Genomic DNA, 18281 nt, shown 5'->3' with positions numbered 1-18281 from the left:
TGGCGAATCCGCATTCGCATAATGCGAACGCCTATCCGTCGATTTGAAGGTGCTCCACCAGTTGCTGGGCAGCGGTCGAGAGCGCGCGGTCGCTGCGCCAGACCAGCTTGAGCTGCCGATGCGCCCAGGCGTCCATCAGGTGCTCGAAGCGCAACTGCATGGCGCGACCGAACAACGCATGGATGGGTTCCGGCACCAGGCCGATTCCCAGGCCCGCCTGCACCGTCCGGCAGATGGCATCGAAGCCGGGAACGTGAATCCGTCGCCGCAGCGAGCGCCCGGCGTCGCGAGCGGCCATCTGCGAGCGGGTAAAGATCGAGCTCTCCGCGTGCAGCGCCACCTGGTCGAAGGGAAGGGTGTCGGCGAATGAAATCGGGCCGGTGCCGCTGAGCGGATGGTCCGCGCGCATCAGCATGACCAGCCTGTCGCGCCTGAACGAGCGGGTCGCCAGACCCTCTAGGTCGCTGTCTCCCGAGCAGACCCCAACCTCCGCCCATCCCTCCTTGATGCCGCGAACGACACCGGAGGTGGGGCGCTCCTCCAGCTCGATGCGAAGATCGGGATGGATGAGGAAGAACCGTTCCAGTTCCTCCGGCAGGTAGGCCACGATGGCCGAGAGATTGGCGAGCATCCGGATGTGGCCTCGGATCCCACGCCGGTACTCCAGCAGTTCCGACGATAGGGCCGAGGCGGCCAACAGCATCCGCCTGGCGTGCTGAAGCAGGCTCTCTCCGGCCAACGTCAACTGCATGCCGCGACTATTGCGCGTGAACAGCGCAACGTCCAACCCGCTCTCCAACTCGTTGAGCCTGCGGCTGGCGGCGGAAGTGGCGATCGACTCGCGCTCGGCCGCCTTCGACAACGAGCCTTCCTCCACCACGGCGACGAACAGCCTGAGCGTCGTCATGCTGAGTCGATCTATCGGCATTGGCTGGCTCATCTTCGAAGTCCTGGTCGCCGGCAACTCGCCAAATCATACGGCGCACCCAAGGCGTCGTTCCGAAATCCAGGGGCGACGCGGATAGTGCCAAAGGCTGAAGCCAACTGCCCCTTCGGTGGAAGCGGCCGGACAGATGGCGGGCAGCGCCGCGCCCCACGACGGCCGTGCCCATCGGCGCGCGCACGCGGCCGCCTCAGCCTGTGCGCCGGTGCGACAACGCGCCGGCGCCACGGAATCTTCCGGCGCCACGCGCAGCAGGCGCGCGCGCCCCGTAGAATCCGCCGATGTTCGTCATCGCGACCCTGCAAAATACCTGGGACTGGCTCACCGGCATCCCGCATTTCGGCGCCTACGTCACCGCCGCCTACCTGCTGTACATCCTGTGGCTGAGCGGCTGGATCGTGCTGCAGAAGCGCGAACCGGCGGCGACGCTGAGCTGGGTGCTGTCGCTGGCGGCGCTGCCCTACCTGGGCTTCGTCATCTACTACCTGCTCGGGCCGCAGAAGGTGAAGCGGCAGCGCCTGCGCCGCGGCCGTTCGCGTTCGGGCATGGAGCACTACAGCAGCGTCTGCCCGCCCGACGCCGACTGCACCGAGCTGGCCAAGATCGCCCAGGCCACCACCGGGCTGGCGCCGAGTTCGGCGACCAGCGCGCAATGGCTGGTGGACGGCGCGGCCACCTACGCGGCGATCGAGCGCGACATCGCCGCCGCGCAGCACCACGTGCACCTGGAGTACTACATCTTCAATCCCGACCGCAGCGGCACGCGCATCCGCGATGCGCTGGTCGAGCGCGCCCGCGCCGGGGTCAAGGTGCGCCTGCTGCTGGATGCGGTGGGGTCCTCGCAGGTGCGCAAGCACTTCCTGCAGCCGCTGCTGGACGCCGGCGGCGAGGTGGCCTGGTTCCATCCCGCGCAGCTGCTGCGCCCGTTCAAGTTCAAGCGGCCGTGGGTCAACCTGCGCACCCACCGCAAGATCGTGGTGATCGACGGGCGCATCGGTTTCACCGGCGGCATCAACGTCACCGACGAGGAGAACGAGGCGCTGCGCGCCGACGCCTATCGCGATCTGCACGTGCGCTGCGAGGGACACGTGGTGCGCAGCCTGCAACTGGTGTTCGTCGAGGACTGGCTGTACGCCACCCGCCAGGGCCGCGACACCTTCGACATGGCGCGGATCTGGCCGCACGACATGCCCGGCCGCGACGACGGCACGATCCAGGCGCAGGTGCTGGTGTCCGGCCCGGATTCGTCGTGGGAGAGCATCCACCGCATGCAGGTGGCGGCGATCTACGCGGCGCAGCGCCGGGTGTGGTTGGTGACGCCGTACTTCGTCCCTGGCGAGGCCGCACGCATGGCGCTGACCTCGGCCGCGCTGGGCGGGCTCGACGTGCGCCTGCTGGTACCCAAGCGCAGCGATTCGCGGCTGGTGACCCTGGCGGCGCGCTCGTACTTCGACGAACTGCTGCAGGCCGGCGTCAAGATCTACGAATACGGCCCACGCATGCTGCACACCAAGGCGCTGATCGCCGACGAGGAGCTGTGCATCGTCGGCAGCGCCAACTTCGACAACCGCAGTTTCCGCCTCAATTTCGAGGTGTCGGCGATGTTCCGCGACCGCAAGCTGACCCAGGAACTGGCCACGCTGATCGGCCGCGAGATCGCCGACGCGGTGCAGGTACGCGACGACCGCAAGCGCTCGCTGTGGCGCTATCGCCTGCCCGAAGCGCTGGCCCGGCTGACCTCGCCGCTGCTGTAGCGAGGGAGCCGCACTGGCGCGCCGATCGCGGCGGACAGCGACCGGCGCGGTGCAGGCTCGCGCCAGGGTAGGGCGGCGCTGCAGCGATCGCGGCGGAGTGATCGCCGATCCGCCGACCGGCGCAGGCTGCGCAGCACCGCCCCCGCGCAATCGCCTCGGCTGCCAGGCGCGGTATCGCTTCGATATGCCGTTGTCATCGCCGATGCCGCAGCGGCACGACATCCGTCCCGAGATTAGCGCTTCCCACATTGCGGGCGGGCTCCTGCCAACATCGCGGTACGCGCAGTCGGTCGGACCGGCCGGGGCGCCACGCCGACGTCTTGCGGCCCGACCCTACGTCTGTGGCGCGCGACCGATTTGCCCCCGGACAAGCGGATCACGTGGAACCGCTCGGCCGGGCAGCGCTACACTGCGCCCATCCTTGGGGAGGTCGTCATGTACTGGCTCTTTCTGCTGCTTGCGCTGGGTGCCTTCGTCCTGGCGTTCTCCACGCCGCACATGGCGTTGCTGGTCTTGGCGCTGCTGGCGGCGCTGGGCTTCCTGATGGCCTGGGCACGCGGCTGGTACGTGGCCAAGATCGGCGACGCCAGCCAGCGCGACGCGCTGCCGATGATCGATCCGGCCGAACTGCGCCGGCTGCGCGAGCAGGCCGAGGCGCGCCGCGCCGCCGCGGCGGCGGCCGCCGCCAGCGACGACGCGATGTCGCCGTGAGCCGCCCGTGCCGATGACCCAGCTCAGCGTCAACGTCAACAAGATCGCGGTGCTGCGCAATTCGCGCGGCGGCGAGCTGCCCAGCGTGCTGGAGGCGGCGCAAGCCTGCCTGGATGCCGGCGCGCACGGCATCACCGTGCATCCGCGCCCGGACCGGCGTCACATCCATGCCGAGGACGTGCTGGCGCTCGCCGCGCTGACCCGCGCGCGTGGCGTGGAATTCAACATCGAAGGCAATCCGTTCGCGCCGCCGCGGCCCGGCTACCCGGGGCTGATCGCGCTGTGCGCGCAGGCGCGCCCGGCGCAGGCCACCCTGGTCCCGGACGGCGACGGCCAATTGACCTCGGACCACGGCTTCGACTTCGGCCGCGACAGCGAACGCCTGCGCCCGCTGATCGGCGAACTGAAGGCGCTGGGGTGTCGGGTCAGCCTGTTCGTCGACGCCGACACGCCCGACCTGGCGCGCGCCGCCGAGCTCGGCGCCGACCGCGTCGAGCTGTACACCGGCCCCTACGCTGAAGCGTTCGCGCGCGGCGACGCCTCGGCAGCGGAGGCCTTTGCGGCGGCCGCGCATCGCGCGCAGGCCGCGGGACTCGGGGTCAATGCCGGCCACGACCTGGCCCAGGCCAATCTCGGCGCGTTCCTGGCCGCGGTGCCGCAGGTGCTGGAAGTGTCGATCGGACATGCGTTGATCAGCGAGGCGCTGTATGCGGGCCTCGATGCGACGGTAAAGGCCTACCTGGCGATCCTGGCCTCGGGTCGATAACACCGCGGTCGCCTGGCCCCATGCGACCTTCCCACCAGCACGTCGCACGCTTGGCGGTCGCGCAACAGCGCGATCGGGAATCGCGGCTTCGACGTGTCGTGGTCAGCGCTGATTGCTGGCTCGATCGAGTCCGTTCTGCTGCCTGTCGCCCAGCAACGCGGCCGACACGCGGCGTTGCTGCCGCACGGTCGACGTGGCAGGCGCTCGATGATGCATGCGCTCGTACTCGCGGCCCGCTCCTGGCCGCGTCCGCCGCCGCAGCTTGCTTGGTCCGGCGCTGCGATCGAGCCGATGCCACAACGTCGATCTACCGCATCACGCTGCGACGCATGAGATCGATCGGTGTCCTGCTCACAATGGCCTGGAGCCTGGCCGCCTGCTCGCCGGATACAGTGACCAGCCGCTACGCCACCTTGGCCGCTGCGCGCGCCGACCGCCTGTTCGAGCGAGGCTGGCTGCCCGATCTTCTCCCACCGTCGACGGTGCGGATTCGCACGTCCAACAATCTCGACCTGGGGACCTCATCGGGAGAGTTCCACTTCGCGCCAGCGCAGGCACCCCGCTTGTTTCGCCGCCTGGCAGCCGGCGCCAGCGCAGCCGCGCCGTTCGAGGCATGGCATGAGACTGTCCAACACTACGAGGGCAGAGGATTCACGGCCTGGACCTACGAGCAGGACCACACCACCTGGGTGTTCTTTTGCCAGGCAGGCGAAGGCCATTGCGACTACGTCGCGTGGCTCGATCGCTGAGACTAGCCATCTCCGGACGGCGCGGACCTGAAGAGCTCGCGAGAGCCGCGGCGCCCGGTATCGGCGTGCACCCAGATCGCACGTGGAACCGCCAAGCGAAGCGACGCCACCGTTGTCGATGGCGCCGCATCTTCGCCTGACGGCGGCAATAGACGCTACTGCTGCTGCAGGAAGCCGATCCTTTCCACGTTTGCGTTCTTCGCCGCCGCCAGCACCTTGGCCATCACGTCGTACTCGGCATCGGGATTGGCATCGATGCGCAACTCCGGCGGATTGCCTGCCGCCTCCGCCATCGCCTCATGCAGGCGCGGCTGCAGGTCGGCAAGCGGCAGCGGGCTGGCGTTCCAGAACAACTGGCCGCTGGCGTCCAGGCGCAACTGGATCGGCGGCGGCGGTTCGCGCGGCGGCGTCGGCGAGGAGGTGCGCTGCGGCAGGTCCAGCGTGATCGGCCGCGTCACCAGCGGCGCGGTCACCAGAAAGATGATCAACAGCACCAACATCACATCGACCAGCGGTGTCACATTGATCTCCGCCAGCGGTCCCCGGTTCCCTGCGGTACTGAACGCCATGGCCTGCCTCCGTCCTGTGGTTGTGGTGTCGCGTCCCCAGCCTACACCCGGGCCAGGCCGTTGCGCGATGGGCACCAACGCGAAAAGCGGAGATCGGGTGGAGCGCGACCGGCCGCATCGCGGCGCGGCCGCGTGCGCGCCTGCACGTCCTTCTCCAGGCAGCGGCGGCGGCGGCGCGATGGGTATCGGCCGCGGCACGAAACGTGTCGGGGGTGCGTGTCGCGACTGAAGTCGCTCCTACAAAAAGTCACACGGGGTCGCGCGCCGCGCTGCCGATGCCATTGGTGGCATGCGGGCGCGGCCAAAAAAAACGCCACCGTTTCCGGTGGCGTTGCAGTCGCGTCATGACTGAGGTGTTGCGGTGAAACTTATTGCTGCACGAAGCCGATCTTTTTCATGTCCGAGTTCTTGGCGGCGGCCAGCACCTTGGCCATCACTTCGTACTCGGCATCCGGATTGGCATCGATGCGCAGTTCCGGCTGGTTGGTCGGATCGCGCTGTACTTCGTTTTCCATCATCTGCGGGAGCGCCGTCACTGCCACCGGGCTGTTGTTCCAGAAGATCTGGTTCGACGCGTCGATGCGCAGATCGATCGGCGGCGGCGGCTCACGCAGCTGCGGCGGCGGGTTGATGACTCGCTGCGGCAGGTCGACGTCGATCGGGTAGGTCATGATCGGCGCCGTGACAAGAAAGATGATCAACAGCACCAGCATCACGTCGACGAGCGGCGTGACATTGATGTCGGCCATCGGGCCCTTACCACCACCACTAGAAAATGCCATGGTTATTGGCCCTTATCTTTTGTCGCAACGAAGCCTACGTCCAGCATACCTTGGGACTGCGCGATCTTCGTGATCTCGTTGATGGTACGCATTTTCGTGGTGCGATCGCCGCGCAGGTTGAGCGGCGGCTGCGGGCTTTGCTGTGCAGCGGTAGAAAATCTGGACTCCAGCGTCTCCTTGCTGACTTTTTCATCGTTCCAGAAAATCGTCCCATCCTCCTTCACGGCGACCGTGATGGGGTTGAGCCTCGGCTTCTGCTGCTCTGGGTTTTCGTTCAGATTCGCACGGGGAAGCTCGACCTTGATCTTCTGCTGCATCAGCGGTGTGGTGATGATGAAGATGATCAGCAAGACCAACATGACGTCCACGAGGGGCGTCACGTTGATGTCGGCCATGGGACCGTTGCTGTTACCACTACTGAAAGCCATAACGGGCTCCGTTAATCGTTGCGTGGACTACTCGACCGCGGATCAGCGAACGCGCGAACCAGTGGCGAAGAAGTCGTGCAGGTCGTGGGCGAAGGTGTCGAACTTGGCGATCACCGAGCTGTTGACCTTGCTGAAGAAGTTGAAGGCGAACACGGCCGGGATCGCGACGAACAGACCGATCGCGGTCATGATCAGCGCTTCACCGACCGGGCCGGCCACCGCTTCGATACCGGCGTTGCCGCTGGCACCGATCTTGATCAGCGCGCCGTAGATACCCCACACCGTACCCAGCAGACCGACGAACGGCGCGGTCGCACCGACGGTGGCCAGCAGGGTCATGCCCGACTGCAGCTTGGTGCTTTCGCGGGTCACGGCCTGACGCAGGGCGCGGTCGACGAACTCCGAACGGCTCAGGGTCTCGCCCAGGCCAGCGCCGGTGCCGGCTTCGGCGCGCTGGTGGTGCGCAGCGGCCTGCGCGGCGTCCAGGGCGATCTTCGAGAACGGCTCGGAGGCCGGCTGCTCTTCCATCGCACGGATGGCGTCCTGCGCGTTCGGCGTATCCCAGAACAGGCTGGTGACGCGGTCGGCCTGTCCCTTCAGACGGGTGGCGCGGAAAATGTTGATGACGGTCCAGTACCAGGAGGCCGCCGACATGATGACGAGGGTGAGAAGCACCACCCAGGAGACGGCGAAGTCACCCGGCTTGGAGGTCATCTCGGTGATCAGGTGCTCGAAGCCCATCTGCGACAGGGCAGATGCGTTGTTGCCCCCCGCGGCGGCGATGAAAATTTCCTGCAGCATGACGCGTACCTTTGTTGTGTGTGGTGATGAGGGTGGTGCAAAGAGTAGACAGGCCCTGCAGGCCGGCGGGTGCGCCGGCCTGCCGCCTTTGCATCAGTTCAGCGCGAAGTTGACCGGGACGCGGACGCGGCCGGCAGTCTTCTGTCCATTGACGACAGCGGCATTGAACCGCCACTTGCGCGCTGCATCCATCGCGGCGCGGTCCAGGTCGCGGTTGCGGCTGGATTTCTCGACGGAAACGTTGGTGACGTTACCGTTTGCATCGACGTCGATGATCAGGATCACCTCGCCCTGCGCGCCCGACCGGAATGCGGACGGCGGGTACTTGGGCGGGTTCATGTTCTTCGACGAAATATCCACGCTGGCGCCGATGTCGGTCGCCTGTGCAGGCGGCGCAGGCGGCGTCGGCGGCGTGGCGATGTCGCTCGGACGCGGTTCCGGCACGTCGATCGGCGGCGCTTCCGGCGGCGGCGGGGTCGGGGTCGGCTTCGGCGGGGCCAGGTTCTTCACCGGCGGCGGCGGCGTTTCCGGCGGCTTCGGCGGCGGCGGCGGCGGCGGCGGTGGCGGCGGCGGCACGTCGACCAGGGTCACGACGATGTTGCGTTCCTTCTCCACTGCCGCCTTCGGCGCAACCGCGGGGATCAGCAGCAACATCAGCGCTGCCAGATGCAGTGCGATTACGAAGGCAATACCGATGATGCGCGCCCAGCTGAGGCCGGTGGCTTCATCTCTGTAATGCCGATTGATGACCAGTTGTTCCGTCATGCGCCAATGACTCGTTTAGGGGGGTCGGGATTCGCAGAATCTGAATCCCAGTTCACGCGGTGTCACACCGCAGGAACCTCCAAGCTTATACCAATCCCTGCGACCTGCACTACTTTAAGCACTGGTTTTCGGGGGCTTTTTTTGCGGCTTACTTCAGATTGACGATCTTCTTGGCGTCTTCCGGCTTCTTGACGCCCTTGGCCAGCGCCTGCTGCGCCGCCTGCTTGGCTTCCGGGATGCGGCCTTCCTGGTGCAGCACCTTGGCCAGGTTCAGATAGGTCTCGCCGTCCTTGGACATCGGCGCGGCCTTCTGCCAGTTCTCGATCGCCTGCGGCAGCTGGTCGCTGTAGTAGTAGGACTGCGCCAGGGCCAGGTAGGTCTGGTAGTCGGGCTTGAGGATGCCCTTCTGCATGCCTTCGTTGATGACCGCGATGACGTCCTTTTCGTGGCCATCGGTGTTGGCGTAGATCGAGTACAGCTGCTTGTACTCCTTCTCGTCGGTCAACTGGCCGGAGGCGCGCAGCTTGTCCATCACCCCAGCGGCCTTGTCCATCTGGTCGGCCTGCATGTACATGTTGGCCAGGTTGAGCTGGGCCTTCTTGTCGTTGGGCGACTTGGCCGCCAGCGCCTCGGCGGCCTTGACCGCTTCGCCGGTCTGGCCGGCTTCGGCGTAGGACGCCATCAGCAACTGGTTCCAGCTGTCCTTGGGCTCCGGCGAGGCCGCGATGGCCTGCTTCAGCACCGGGATCGCTTCCTGGTAGCGCTCGGTCTGGTACAGCGCCTGGCCCTTGAGGATCAGGTCTTCCGGACGGGTCGACTTGGTTTCGGCCAGGAACTTGTCCAGCGTCGCCAGGCCTTCGGCGGTCTGGTCGTCCTGCAACTGCAACTGCGCCAGCATCAGCATCGACTGGTAGTGGCCGTTGTTGTCCAGGCCATTGAGCTGGATCGCCTGCTGCAGGTACTGCTTGGCGGCGGCGCTGTCGTCGAGGTTGTAGGCGGCCTGCGCGGCCAGCTGCGCGGCGATGGACTTGTCGTATTCGTTGGCCGCGCTGTTGGCCAGGATCTCGTCGGCCTGGCTGCGCACGCCGGCGTAGTCCTCGCCCTTGTTGTAGGTGTCGATCAACTTCTGCAGCTTGCTGCCGAGCTTGGACGAGGGCTTGCCGGTCGGCTCCTGGCGGGTGGCGTTGGGGAACATCACCGTGGCCTTCTCGTTCTTCGACTTGCGCGAGGAACGCTGCTCGGTGCGGTCGTTCTGCGCCACGGCATCGGCCACCACCGCGCCGCCGAGGGCAGCGGTGATCAGCAGGGACAACAGCGCGTGCTTGCGATTACGGAATTTCATGGATCACCTCGGTGGAACCGCCCGGAGCGGCACGGAAGACGGAGTGGCCGGCCAAGGCCGAGCCCGCAAAACTAACAGAAACCTGTACGCCGTGAAAACGTTTTTGGGATGCATTGGCATTGCCAGCGCCCCCCGCATCCGCTCCAGCCGGCGAGGCGCTCAGCCGCACTTGGGCGTGCGTCCCGCGCTGCGTGCCTGCGTGTACACCGGCTCGAGCGCGGCGACGTCGCGCTGCAACTCGCCGATGCGGGCGCTGGGATCGGGATGGGTGGACAGCCATTGCGGCTGGCGCTGGCCGCCAGCGGCCATCATGTTCTTCCACAGGTCCACCGCCTGCGCCGGATCGAAGCCGGCCTGCGCCATGAGCCGCTGGCCGACCACGTCGGCCTCGCTTTCCTGGGTGCGCGACCCCGGCAGCAGGAAGGCGGCCTGCGCGGTCATGCCGCCGACCTGGCCCACCGTGTCGGCGGCGGCGCTGCCGTAGCGCGCGCCGGCCAACGCGCCCAGCACGCTGAGGCCGGTCTGGGCGCCGATCTGGCGGGTGATGCGTTCTTCGTGATGGCGCGAGATCACGTGGCCGATCTCGTGACCGAGCACCGCCGCCAACTGATCCTGGTTCTTGGCCACGCTGAAGATGCCGCTGTTGACGCCGACCTTGCCGCCGGGCAGCGCGAACGCGTTGGGTTCCTTGTCGTCGAACACCGCGGTTTCCCAGGCGGTGCCGCGCCATTGCGCGGGCAGCTGTCCGACCAGTGCATCGACCACGCAACGCACATAGGCATTGCGCTTGGGATCGCGGTCGATCGGTTCCTTGGCCTTGGCTTCGGCGAAGGCCTGCACGCCCAGCTGATCGAGCTCCTGTTGCGAGACGCCACCCACCACCTGCGTACGCCCGGTCGGCGACGTGGTGGTCGCGCAGGCAGCCAGCAGCAGCGCGATCGAGGCGCCAAGTACAGCGTTTTTCATATCGTTCCCCCTATGACACGTGTCGCAGTGTGCTGGGGAGCGGCTTAACTTTTCGTCAAACGGCCTCAGGAAGTACCGAGCCAGTACAGGCCCGCGACGGCGACGGCATTGTTCAGGCCGTGGGCGGCGATCGGCGCCCACAGCGTGCCGGTGCGCTTGTACAGCCACGCGAATGCCGCGCCCATGCCGCCGTAGATCAGCCACAACTGCAGGGTTTCGGCCACGCCGTTGCCGGTGGTGCCGGGCAGTTCGTGCACCAGCGCGAACGCGAAGCCGCTGAGCGCCATGCCCAGCCGTGGCCAGCCGGCATCCCACAGGCGCCGGAACAGCACGCGCCGGAACAGCAGTTCCTCGTAAGCCGGCGCGATCAGCACCGCGAACACGATCAGGAACAGCGGCATCTGCGCCATCGCGTCGCGCATCAGCGGCAGATTGGTCGGGACCGGCTTGATTCCCACTTGGGCGCCGAGATTGGACAGCAGGCTGCTGCCCACGAACACCGACACCGCCACCAGCAGCACCCAGCCCCAGGTCGACGGCACCCGCGCCGCCCGCCAGGACGCGCGGCGCTCGGCGGCATCGGCCGGGCGGCGCAGGAAGTACAGCAACAACGCCGCCGACAGGGTGCTGAACAGCGCGATCAGCAACTGCGCCAGCACGCCGGGCTGACCGAGATGCGCGGCGACGGTGGAGGCGATGCGGTCGCTGGGAATGCCCTGCGCGCGCAGCTCCATGCCGACCTGGAACCCGCGCAGCACGCCCCACGCCACGCCGCACACGACGCTGACGCCGAACAGCACGACCGCGGCGAACAGCACGTCGATGACGAAGCCGAGCACCGGCTTGGGCCAGCCGGTCGGCGCCGCGGGACGGGGAAGCGAGGGCGGGGTGGGCGACGGCAGCGCGGTCATCGCGGTCCTGGTCAGCAACGGGCGGAAGGAAAGGCCGGCGCCGTTCGGGCACCGGCCGCACACGGCACCGCCGCGGTCAGATGTCGAGGTTGGCGACCTTCAGCGCGTTCTCCTCGATGAAGTCGCGGCGCGGTTCGACCACGTCGCCCATCAAGGTGCTGAAGATCTGGTCGGCGGCCACCGCGTCCTCGATGCGCACCTGCAGCAGGCGGCGCGTATCCGGGTTGACCGTGGTCTCCCACAACTGCTCGGCGTTCATTTCGCCCAGGCCCTTGAAGCGCTGGATCTGCCGGCCCTTCTTGGCTTCCTCGAACAGCCAGGCATGCGCTTGGGCGAAGCTGGCGATGCCCTGGGTCTTGTTGCCGCGCGCGATCTGCGCGCCCTCGCGCACCAGCCCGTGCAGGGCCAGCGCAACCTCGCGCAGCGGACGCAGTTCGCCGCTCTCGAAGGCGGCCATCGGCACCCAACTGATCAGTTCTTCGCCCATATGGCGGCGAACGACCTTCAACATGGCCGGTTTCTGCTCGCTGCCCGGCTCGAACTGCAGTTCGTAGCGCGCGGTGCCCAGGCTGCCGCGGTTGAGCACGGCCTGCAGCGCCTCCAGGCTCGGATGGCGATCGCCCTCGGCCTCCAATTGCGCCACGTCCAGCGGCGGCAGGTCGATCAGCGCGGTCAGCAGCGCCGGATCGTAGCGATGCGCATTGCGCGCCACCGCATCGTTGGCGCCGGCGAACAGCAGCAGCAGCTTTTCCAGCGCCGCACCGGTGATCGGCGGCTCGCCGCTCGCCGGAACCAGCGCGGCGCCTTCGACCGCGCTGTTGGCCAGGTAGGCGTTGAGCGCGTTGTCGTCCTTCAGGTACAGCTCCTGCTTGCCCTGCTTGAGCCGGTACAGCGGCGGCAGGCCGATGTAGATGTAACCGCGCTCGATCAGCTCCGGCATCTGCCGGTAGAAGAAGGTCAGCAGCAGGGTGCGGATGTGCGCGCCGTCGACGTCGGCGTCGGTCATGATGATGATGCGGTGGTAGCGCAGCTTGTCCGGGTTGTACTCGTCGCGGCCGATGCCGGTCCCCAGCGCGGTGATCAGCGTGCCGACCTGGTCGGAGGCCAGCATGCGGTCGAAACGCGCGCGTTCCACGTTGAGGATCTTGCCGCGCAACGGCAGCACCGCCTGGTTCTTGCGGTTGCGGCCCTGCTTGGCCGAGCCGCCGGCCGAGTCGCCCTCGACGATGAACAGTTCCGACAGCGCCGGATCCTTTTCCTGGCAGTCGGCCAGCTTGCCGGGCAGGCCGGCGATGTCCAGCGCGCCCTTGCGGCGGGTCAGGTCGCGCGCCTTGCGCGCCGCCTCGCGGGCGCGCGCGGCGTCGACGATCTTGCCGGCGATGGCCTTGGCCTCGTTGGGGTTCTCCTGCAGGAACTCCTCCAGGCGCGCGCCGAAGGCGTTCTCCACCGCCGGACGCACGTCGGAGCTGACCAGCTTTTCCTTGGTCTGGCTGGAGAAGCTCGGGTCCGGCACCTTCACCGACAGCACCGCGATCATGCCTTCGCGCATGTCGTCGCCGGTCAGGTTTATCTTGGCCTGCTTGGCGATGCCGTTCTGCTCGATGTAGGTGTTCAGCACCCGGGTCAGCGCGCCGCGGAAGCCGGCCAGGTGCGTACCGCCGTCCTTCTGCGGGATGTTGTTGGTGAAGCAGTACATCGTCTCCTGGTAGGAGTCGGTCCACTGCAGCGCCACGTCCACGGTGATGCCGTTGTGCTCGCCGGTGACGGAGATCACGTTCGGGTGCAGCGGGGTCTTCAACTGCGCCAGGTGCTCGACGAAGCTGCGGATACCGCCTTCGTAGTGGAAGTCGTCGCGGCGGCCTTCGCCGCGCTCGTCGGCGAGCACGATCTTGACCCCGGAGTTGAGGAAGGACAGCTCGCGCAGGCGACGCGCCAGGATGTCGTAGTGGAATTCCACGTTGTTGTGGAAGGCCACCACCGACGGCCAGAAACGCACCGTGGTCCCGCGCTTGCTGGTCTCGCCCACCTGCTTGAGCGGGGCCACGGCCGCGCCGTCGCTGAATTCCTGCTGGTAGTGGAAGCCGCCCTGGAACACGTCCAGCAGCAGCTTCTCCGACAGCGCGTTGACCACGCTGACGCCCACGCCATGCAGGCCGCCGGAGACCTTGTAGCTGTTGTCGTCGAACTTGCCGCCGGCGTGCAGCACGGTCATCACCACCTCGGCGGCCGAGACCTCGCGGCCGAGCTTGGCGCTCATCTGCGCGTGCTTGCCGACCGGGATGCCGCGGCCGTTGTCGGACACCGACACCGAGCCGTCGGCGTGGATCGTCACCGCGACATGGTCGGCATGGCCGGCCAGCGCCTCGTCGATCGAGTTGTCGACGACCTCGAACACCATGTGATGCAGACCGGTGCCGTCATGGACGTCGCCGATGTACATGCCGGGCCGCTTGCGGACCGCCTCCAGGCCTTCCAGGGCGGTGATGCTGTTGGCGTCGTAGTTGCCGTTGTTGGGCGGGGTGTTCTGTTCGTCGGTCATGCGGGTGCCGTAGGCTCCACGAGGCGGCGAAGACAGGCCGGGGCCGGTTCGCGCCGCTGGATAGGGGATTGGCGCAAATTATAGCAGCCCCGGGCAGGGGACCCGTGGCGGGCTAGCCCTGGGCCAGGAGACGACCGTGTTCCACGTGGAACCGCGTGATCGGCAGGTCGGCATCGGCCAGTGCCTGCGGCGTTTCGGTGGCGGTGACGAAGACCTGGGCCGGACCGGATCGCAGGCGCCGCAGCACGCGACCTTGATGATGCCGATCCAGCTCCGAGGCCAGATCATCCAGGGCGATCACCGGCCACTCGCCACGCTGCTCCGCATAGTCCTCGGCCTGCGCCAGCAGGCAGGCCAGGGCGGTGAGCTTGGCCTGACCGCGCGAGAGCGCGTCGCGGCCGGGAATCTCGGCGAAGCTCAGGCCCCAGTCGGCGCGATGCGGGCCGGCGGAGGTGTAGCCGAGCAGGCGGTCGCGCTCGCGGTTGAGCAGCAGCGCGTCGGCCAGCGAGACCTCCTGCCGGCGCCAACCGGGAGAAAACTGCAGATGCGCAATGCCCAGTGCGGGTGCCAGATCAGGCGCAAGGGCGAGCAGGCGCTGTAGCAGGCGGTCCAAGTACTCCTGGCGGCGCGAGGTCAGCGGCTCGCCGGACTCGGCCAGTTCGTGGTCCCAGGCATCCAGCGCGGCGCCGTTCCCACCACTCTTCAGGAGAGCATTGCGCTGCTTGAGCGCTCGTGCATACCGCCGCCACAGCGACAGGAAGTCTGGTTCCACGTGGAACAAGCCCCAATCGACGAAGCGGCGGCGCGGTTCGCCACCGCCGCTGACCAGGATGTGGCTGCCCGGCTCGAAGGTCACCACCGCCAGCGCCGCGCACAAGGTGCCCAGATGGGCGACATCCTGGCCGTCGAGGCGCCCGCGCCAGTCCTGGCCGCTGTGCCGCAGGCCGGCACGGCGTCGGCGCTCGGTGCCTAGGGGACTGGACTGCTCCTGCCATTCGACGAAGACGTCCAGCGCCTCCTGGCCCTGGCTGACCAGGCCGTCGCGGACCCGTCCACGGAAGCTGCGACCGTAGGCCATCAGGTGCAGGGCCTCGAGGATGGTGGTCTTGCCGGCGCCGTTGTCGCCGGTGATCAGGTTCAACCCGGGCGCTGGCGCAAGTTCGAGCGTCGCGAACCGGCGCAGGTGGTGGAAGTCGAGACGGGAAACGTGCATGTGGAGATCGGAGGCGAGGGCGCTCGCACCGGGCGCACGCGGATCGTTCGTGGGGATAGGGCGGCAGCATACCCAAAGCCGTTGCGAACGTCCTGTGGGCAGCACAGCGGGTAGCGGGAGATCGGAAGCTGGCGATACCCAACTGATCCAAGCGGGGCATCGCCCCCTGCCGTCTTGGGATTTACGCGAAGTAGATGGCGTCTGTCGCGGCTGAAGCCGCTCCTACGGACGGCGCTGCGTCCAGGAAACAAAAAGCCCGGCTTGCGCCGGGCTTTCATGCCGTGTTCCACGTGGAACACGATGGCTCGACCGGTCAGAGACGCAGCGGCATCACCACGTGGCGCGAGCGGGCGCTGCTGGCCTCGCGCACCAGGGCGGAGGAGTTGGCGTCGCGCAGCTGGATCACGATGAACTCCTCGCGCAGCGCCGACAGGGCGTCGAGCAGGTAGTTCACGTTGAAGCCGATGGCCAGGTCGCTGACCTTGGTGTCCGCCTCGATCTCTTCCTGCGCTTCTTCCTGCTCCGGATTGTGCGCGCTGATCTTCAACTGGCCCGGCGAGACTTCGACGCGCACGCCGCGGTACTTCTCGTTGGACAGGATCGCCGCGCGCTGCAGCGCGGCACGCAGGGCTTCGCGATCCAGCTTGACCTCGCGATCGGCGCCGATCGGGATCACCGCCTCGTAATCCGGGAAACGGCCGTCGATCAGCTTGGACGTGAAGGTGACATCGTCGCGCTTGACCCGCACGTGGCTGCGGCCGACTTCCAGTTCCACCTCGCGATCGCCGCCTTCCAGCAGGCGCTGCAGCTCGGTCACGCCCTTGCGCGGCACGATGATCTGCCGCTTGGCGCCGCCGGCGTTCTCCAGTTCGGTCTCGCACAGCGCCAGGCGGTGGCCGTCGGTGGCCACGCAGCGCAGGGTCTGGTCGCGCAGGTCGAACAGCAGGCCGTTGAGGTAGTAGCGCACGTCCTGCTGCGCCATCGCGAACGCGGTGCGCTCGATCAGTTCCTTCAGCGCGGCCTCGGGCACGGCGACGCGTTCGGTGGCCTCGACCTCGTCGACCGACGGGAAGTCGTTGGCGGGCAGGGTGGCCAGGGTGAAGCGGCTACGCCCGGCCTGCACGGTGATCTTGTCGCCGCTCTGCGAGACGGTGATCTTGCTGCCGTCGGGCAGCGCGCGAATGATCTCGAACAGCTTGCGCGCCGGAATCGTGGTTTCGCCGTCCTCTGCGTCATCGACCGCGATGCGCGACACCATCTCCACTTCCAGGTCGGTACCGGTCAGCGACAGTTGCCCGCCGTGGACCTGGACTAGGAAGTTGGCCAGAACCGGCAAGGTCTGGCGGCGTTCGACCACATTGACGACTTGCGCCAACGGCTTGAGGAAGGCTTCGCGCTGCAGTGTGAAACGCATGTGGTTCCGTGCCCCTATGCTTTAAAAAGATATGGAATAAATCAAAAGCTTGGTGGTGATGGTAGAGCGAATTTCGGTGTAAACATGGCTCAACTATCTGTATTAAAAGGGATTTTCTCCCCTTCAATCCCCTGTATTACTGCCCCTGGAAGGGTGGGGAAACCTGTGGATAGTTTTGCCGCGGTTGCCGCGTCGCGCTTTATCCACAGTTTCTCCCGGATTTGTCGCGAAGTCATGCACCGATTTATCACGCGGCGCCGGACGGTGCCCCGCGCCGCCCTTCCGCCCTACTCGCTCAGCTTGCGGATCAGCTTGTCCCAGTCTTCGCGCAGCTTGCCGTCGGTCTCCATCAGGTGCTTGATCTGGCGGCAGGCGTGCAACACGGTGGTGTGGTCGCGCCCGGCGAACGCATCGCCGATCTCCGGCAGGCTGTGCTCGGTCAGTTCCTTGGTCAGCGCCATCGCCACCTGCCGCGGCCGCGCCAGCGAGCGCGTGCGCCGCTTGGACAGCAGATCCTTGATCTGCAGGCCGTAGTAGTCGGCCACGGTCTTCTGGATGTTGGGAATGCCGATCGCCTGCTGCTGCGCGCGCAGCAGGTCGCGCAGGGTCTCCTGGGCGAACTCGGTGGTGATCGCGCGGCCGGTGAAGTTGGCGCGCGCGGCCAGCGTGTTGAGGGCGCCTTCCAGGTCGCGCACGTTCGAGCGCATCTTCTTGGCGATCAGGAACGCCACGTCGTCCGGGATCTCGGCGCCGCGCTCGCGTGCCTTGGCCAGCACGATCGCCGCGCGGGTCTCGAAATCCGGCGGATCGATCGCCACCGACAGGCCCCAGGCCAGGCGCGACTTCAGCCGCGGCTCCAGGCCCTCGACCTCGCGCGGGTAGCGGTCGCAGGTCAGGATGATCTGCTGGCGGCCGTCGAACAGCGCGTTGAAGGTGTGGAAGAACTCCTCCTGGGTGCGGTCCTTGCCGGCGAAGAACTGGATGTCGTCGATCAGCAGCGCGTCCACCTGCTGGAACTGGCGCTTGAACTGGTCCATGGTCTTGTCCTGCAGCGCGCGGATCATCGCGCTGAAGAACTGTTCCGAACGCAGGTACATCACCCGCGCGTTCGGGTTCTGCTCGCGCATCGCGTTGCCGGCGGCGAACATCAGGTGGGTCTTGCCCAGGCCGGTGCTGCCGTACAGCAGCAGCGGGTTGTGCGCGCGGTCGCCGGGCTTCTGCGCGGCCTGCGTGGCCGCGGCCAGGCCGAGCTGGTTGCTGCGGCCCTCCACGAAGTTGGCGAAGGTGTAGTGCGCATCGAGGTTGCCGGCGAACGGTTCCAGCAGCGGCGCCGGCGGCGTGCGCGCCGCGGCCGCGTCGGTGGCGGCCGGCGCCACCGGTTCGGGCGCGCGCGGGCGCGAGCCGACCTGCAGCGCGACCTCGCCGTTGCCGGCGAAGTAGGTCAGCAGTTCGCGGATCCGCGCCAGGTAGCGCTCGCGCACCTGTTCGACGATGAAGGCGTTCGGGGCGTACAGGACCATGCTGTTGTCATGGCGCTGTTCGGCTTGCAGCGGTTTCAACCAGGTGTGAACGTCTTCGGCTGGAAATTCAGCTTCCAGACGTTCCAGGCAGCGGGGCCAAGCATCCAT

General features: G+C 67.2%; 17 protein-coding genes. 4 read left to right on the top strand and 13 right to left on the bottom strand.

Annotation, left to right across the window (positions count from 1 at the left end):
- Positions 1–31: 31 nt before the first annotated feature.
- Complete coding sequence (locus AB3X07_RS00085) at positions 32–940, bottom strand: LysR family transcriptional regulator (protein WP_369941633.1); 909 nt, start codon at positions 938–940, stop codon at positions 32–34.
- A gap of 284 nt (positions 941–1224) precedes the next feature.
- Here AB3X07_RS00085 and cls point away from each other — a divergent pair, with 284 nt between their 5' ends.
- The 4 genes from cls (at position 1225) to AB3X07_RS00065 (ending at position 4923) form a co-directional block, all read left to right on the top strand.
- Positions 1225–2697 carry a cardiolipin synthase gene (gene cls / locus AB3X07_RS00080; protein ID WP_369941631.1) on the top strand — a complete coding sequence of 491 codons (1473 nt, stop codon included), beginning with the start codon at positions 1225–1227 and terminating at the stop codon, positions 2695–2697.
- A gap of 435 nt (positions 2698–3132) precedes the next feature.
- On the top strand, positions 3133–3408 hold the full coding sequence (locus tag AB3X07_RS00075; RefSeq protein ID WP_369941629.1) for a hypothetical protein: 276 nt from the start codon (positions 3133–3135) through the stop codon (positions 3406–3408).
- 13 nt (positions 3409–3421) lie between these two features.
- The gene (locus AB3X07_RS00070; protein WP_369944852.1) at positions 3422–4174 is read left to right on the top strand and encodes a pyridoxine 5'-phosphate synthase; all 753 of its coding nucleotides are present in this window, start codon (positions 3422–3424) and stop codon (positions 4172–4174) included.
- A 329-nt stretch (positions 4175–4503) separates the two neighbouring features.
- The gene (locus AB3X07_RS00065) at positions 4504–4923 is read left to right on the top strand and encodes a hypothetical protein (RefSeq protein WP_369941627.1); all 420 of its coding nucleotides are present in this window, start codon (positions 4504–4506) and stop codon (positions 4921–4923) included.
- Between the two features lie 155 nt (positions 4924–5078).
- On the opposite strand, the gene AB3X07_RS00060 is transcribed toward AB3X07_RS00065, so the two are convergent.
- From AB3X07_RS00060 to dnaA, 12 genes are all read right to left on the bottom strand, one after another.
- Complete coding sequence (locus tag AB3X07_RS00060) at positions 5079–5492, bottom strand: ExbD/TolR family protein (RefSeq protein WP_369941626.1); 414 nt, start codon at positions 5490–5492, stop codon at positions 5079–5081.
- A 368-nt stretch (positions 5493–5860) separates the two neighbouring features.
- Positions 5861–6274, bottom strand: a complete 414-nt coding sequence (locus AB3X07_RS00055; RefSeq protein WP_369941624.1) for an ExbD/TolR family protein — start codon at positions 6272–6274, stop codon at positions 5861–5863.
- Positions 6275–6276: 2 nt separating this feature from the next.
- On the bottom strand, positions 6277–6702 hold the full coding sequence (locus AB3X07_RS00050) for an ExbD/TolR family protein (protein ID WP_369941622.1): 426 nt from the start codon (positions 6700–6702) through the stop codon (positions 6277–6279).
- 42 nt (positions 6703–6744) lie between these two features.
- Entirely contained in the window at positions 6745–7503 is a 759-nt protein-coding gene (exbB, locus tag AB3X07_RS00045) for a TonB-system energizer ExbB (RefSeq protein ID WP_369941620.1), read from the bottom strand.
- 93 nt (positions 7504–7596) lie between these two features.
- Positions 7597–8268, bottom strand: a complete 672-nt coding sequence (locus AB3X07_RS00040) for an energy transducer TonB (RefSeq protein ID WP_369941618.1) — start codon at positions 8266–8268, stop codon at positions 7597–7599.
- 148 nt (positions 8269–8416) lie between these two features.
- Entirely contained in the window at positions 8417–9610 is a 1194-nt protein-coding gene (locus AB3X07_RS00035) for a heme biosynthesis protein HemY (RefSeq protein WP_369941617.1), read from the bottom strand.
- A gap of 159 nt (positions 9611–9769) precedes the next feature.
- Entirely contained in the window at positions 9770–10576 is an 807-nt protein-coding gene (locus AB3X07_RS00030) for a M48 family metallopeptidase (protein WP_369941616.1), read from the bottom strand.
- Positions 10577–10641: 65 nt separating this feature from the next.
- Positions 10642–11487 (bottom strand): CPBP family intramembrane glutamic endopeptidase, encoded by an 846-nt coding sequence (locus tag AB3X07_RS00025; protein WP_369941614.1) that lies wholly within the window; start codon positions 11485–11487, stop codon positions 10642–10644.
- Positions 11488–11563: 76 nt separating this feature from the next.
- Positions 11564–14026 carry a DNA topoisomerase (ATP-hydrolyzing) subunit B gene (gene gyrB, locus AB3X07_RS00020; RefSeq protein WP_369941612.1) on the bottom strand — a complete coding sequence of 821 codons (2463 nt, stop codon included), beginning with the start codon at positions 14024–14026 and terminating at the stop codon, positions 11564–11566.
- A 112-nt stretch (positions 14027–14138) separates the two neighbouring features.
- The gene (gene recF / locus AB3X07_RS00015) at positions 14139–15239 is read right to left on the bottom strand and encodes a DNA replication/repair protein RecF (protein ID WP_369941610.1); all 1101 of its coding nucleotides are present in this window, start codon (positions 15237–15239) and stop codon (positions 14139–14141) included.
- A gap of 313 nt (positions 15240–15552) precedes the next feature.
- Complete coding sequence (gene dnaN, locus AB3X07_RS00010) at positions 15553–16653, bottom strand: DNA polymerase III subunit beta (protein ID WP_369941608.1); 1101 nt, start codon at positions 16651–16653, stop codon at positions 15553–15555.
- Positions 16654–16940: 287 nt separating this feature from the next.
- A complete protein-coding gene (gene dnaA / locus AB3X07_RS00005; RefSeq protein ID WP_369941606.1) occupies positions 16941–18281 on the bottom strand; it encodes a chromosomal replication initiator protein DnaA in 1341 nt (446 codons plus the stop codon).

This window comes from Xanthomonas sp. DAR 35659 (genome assembly GCF_041242975.1).
GTDB classification, from domain to species: Bacteria; Pseudomonadota; Gammaproteobacteria; order Xanthomonadales; family Xanthomonadaceae; genus Xanthomonas_A; species Xanthomonas_A medicagonis.
This window is presented reverse-complemented; position numbering and strand designations above follow the sequence as displayed.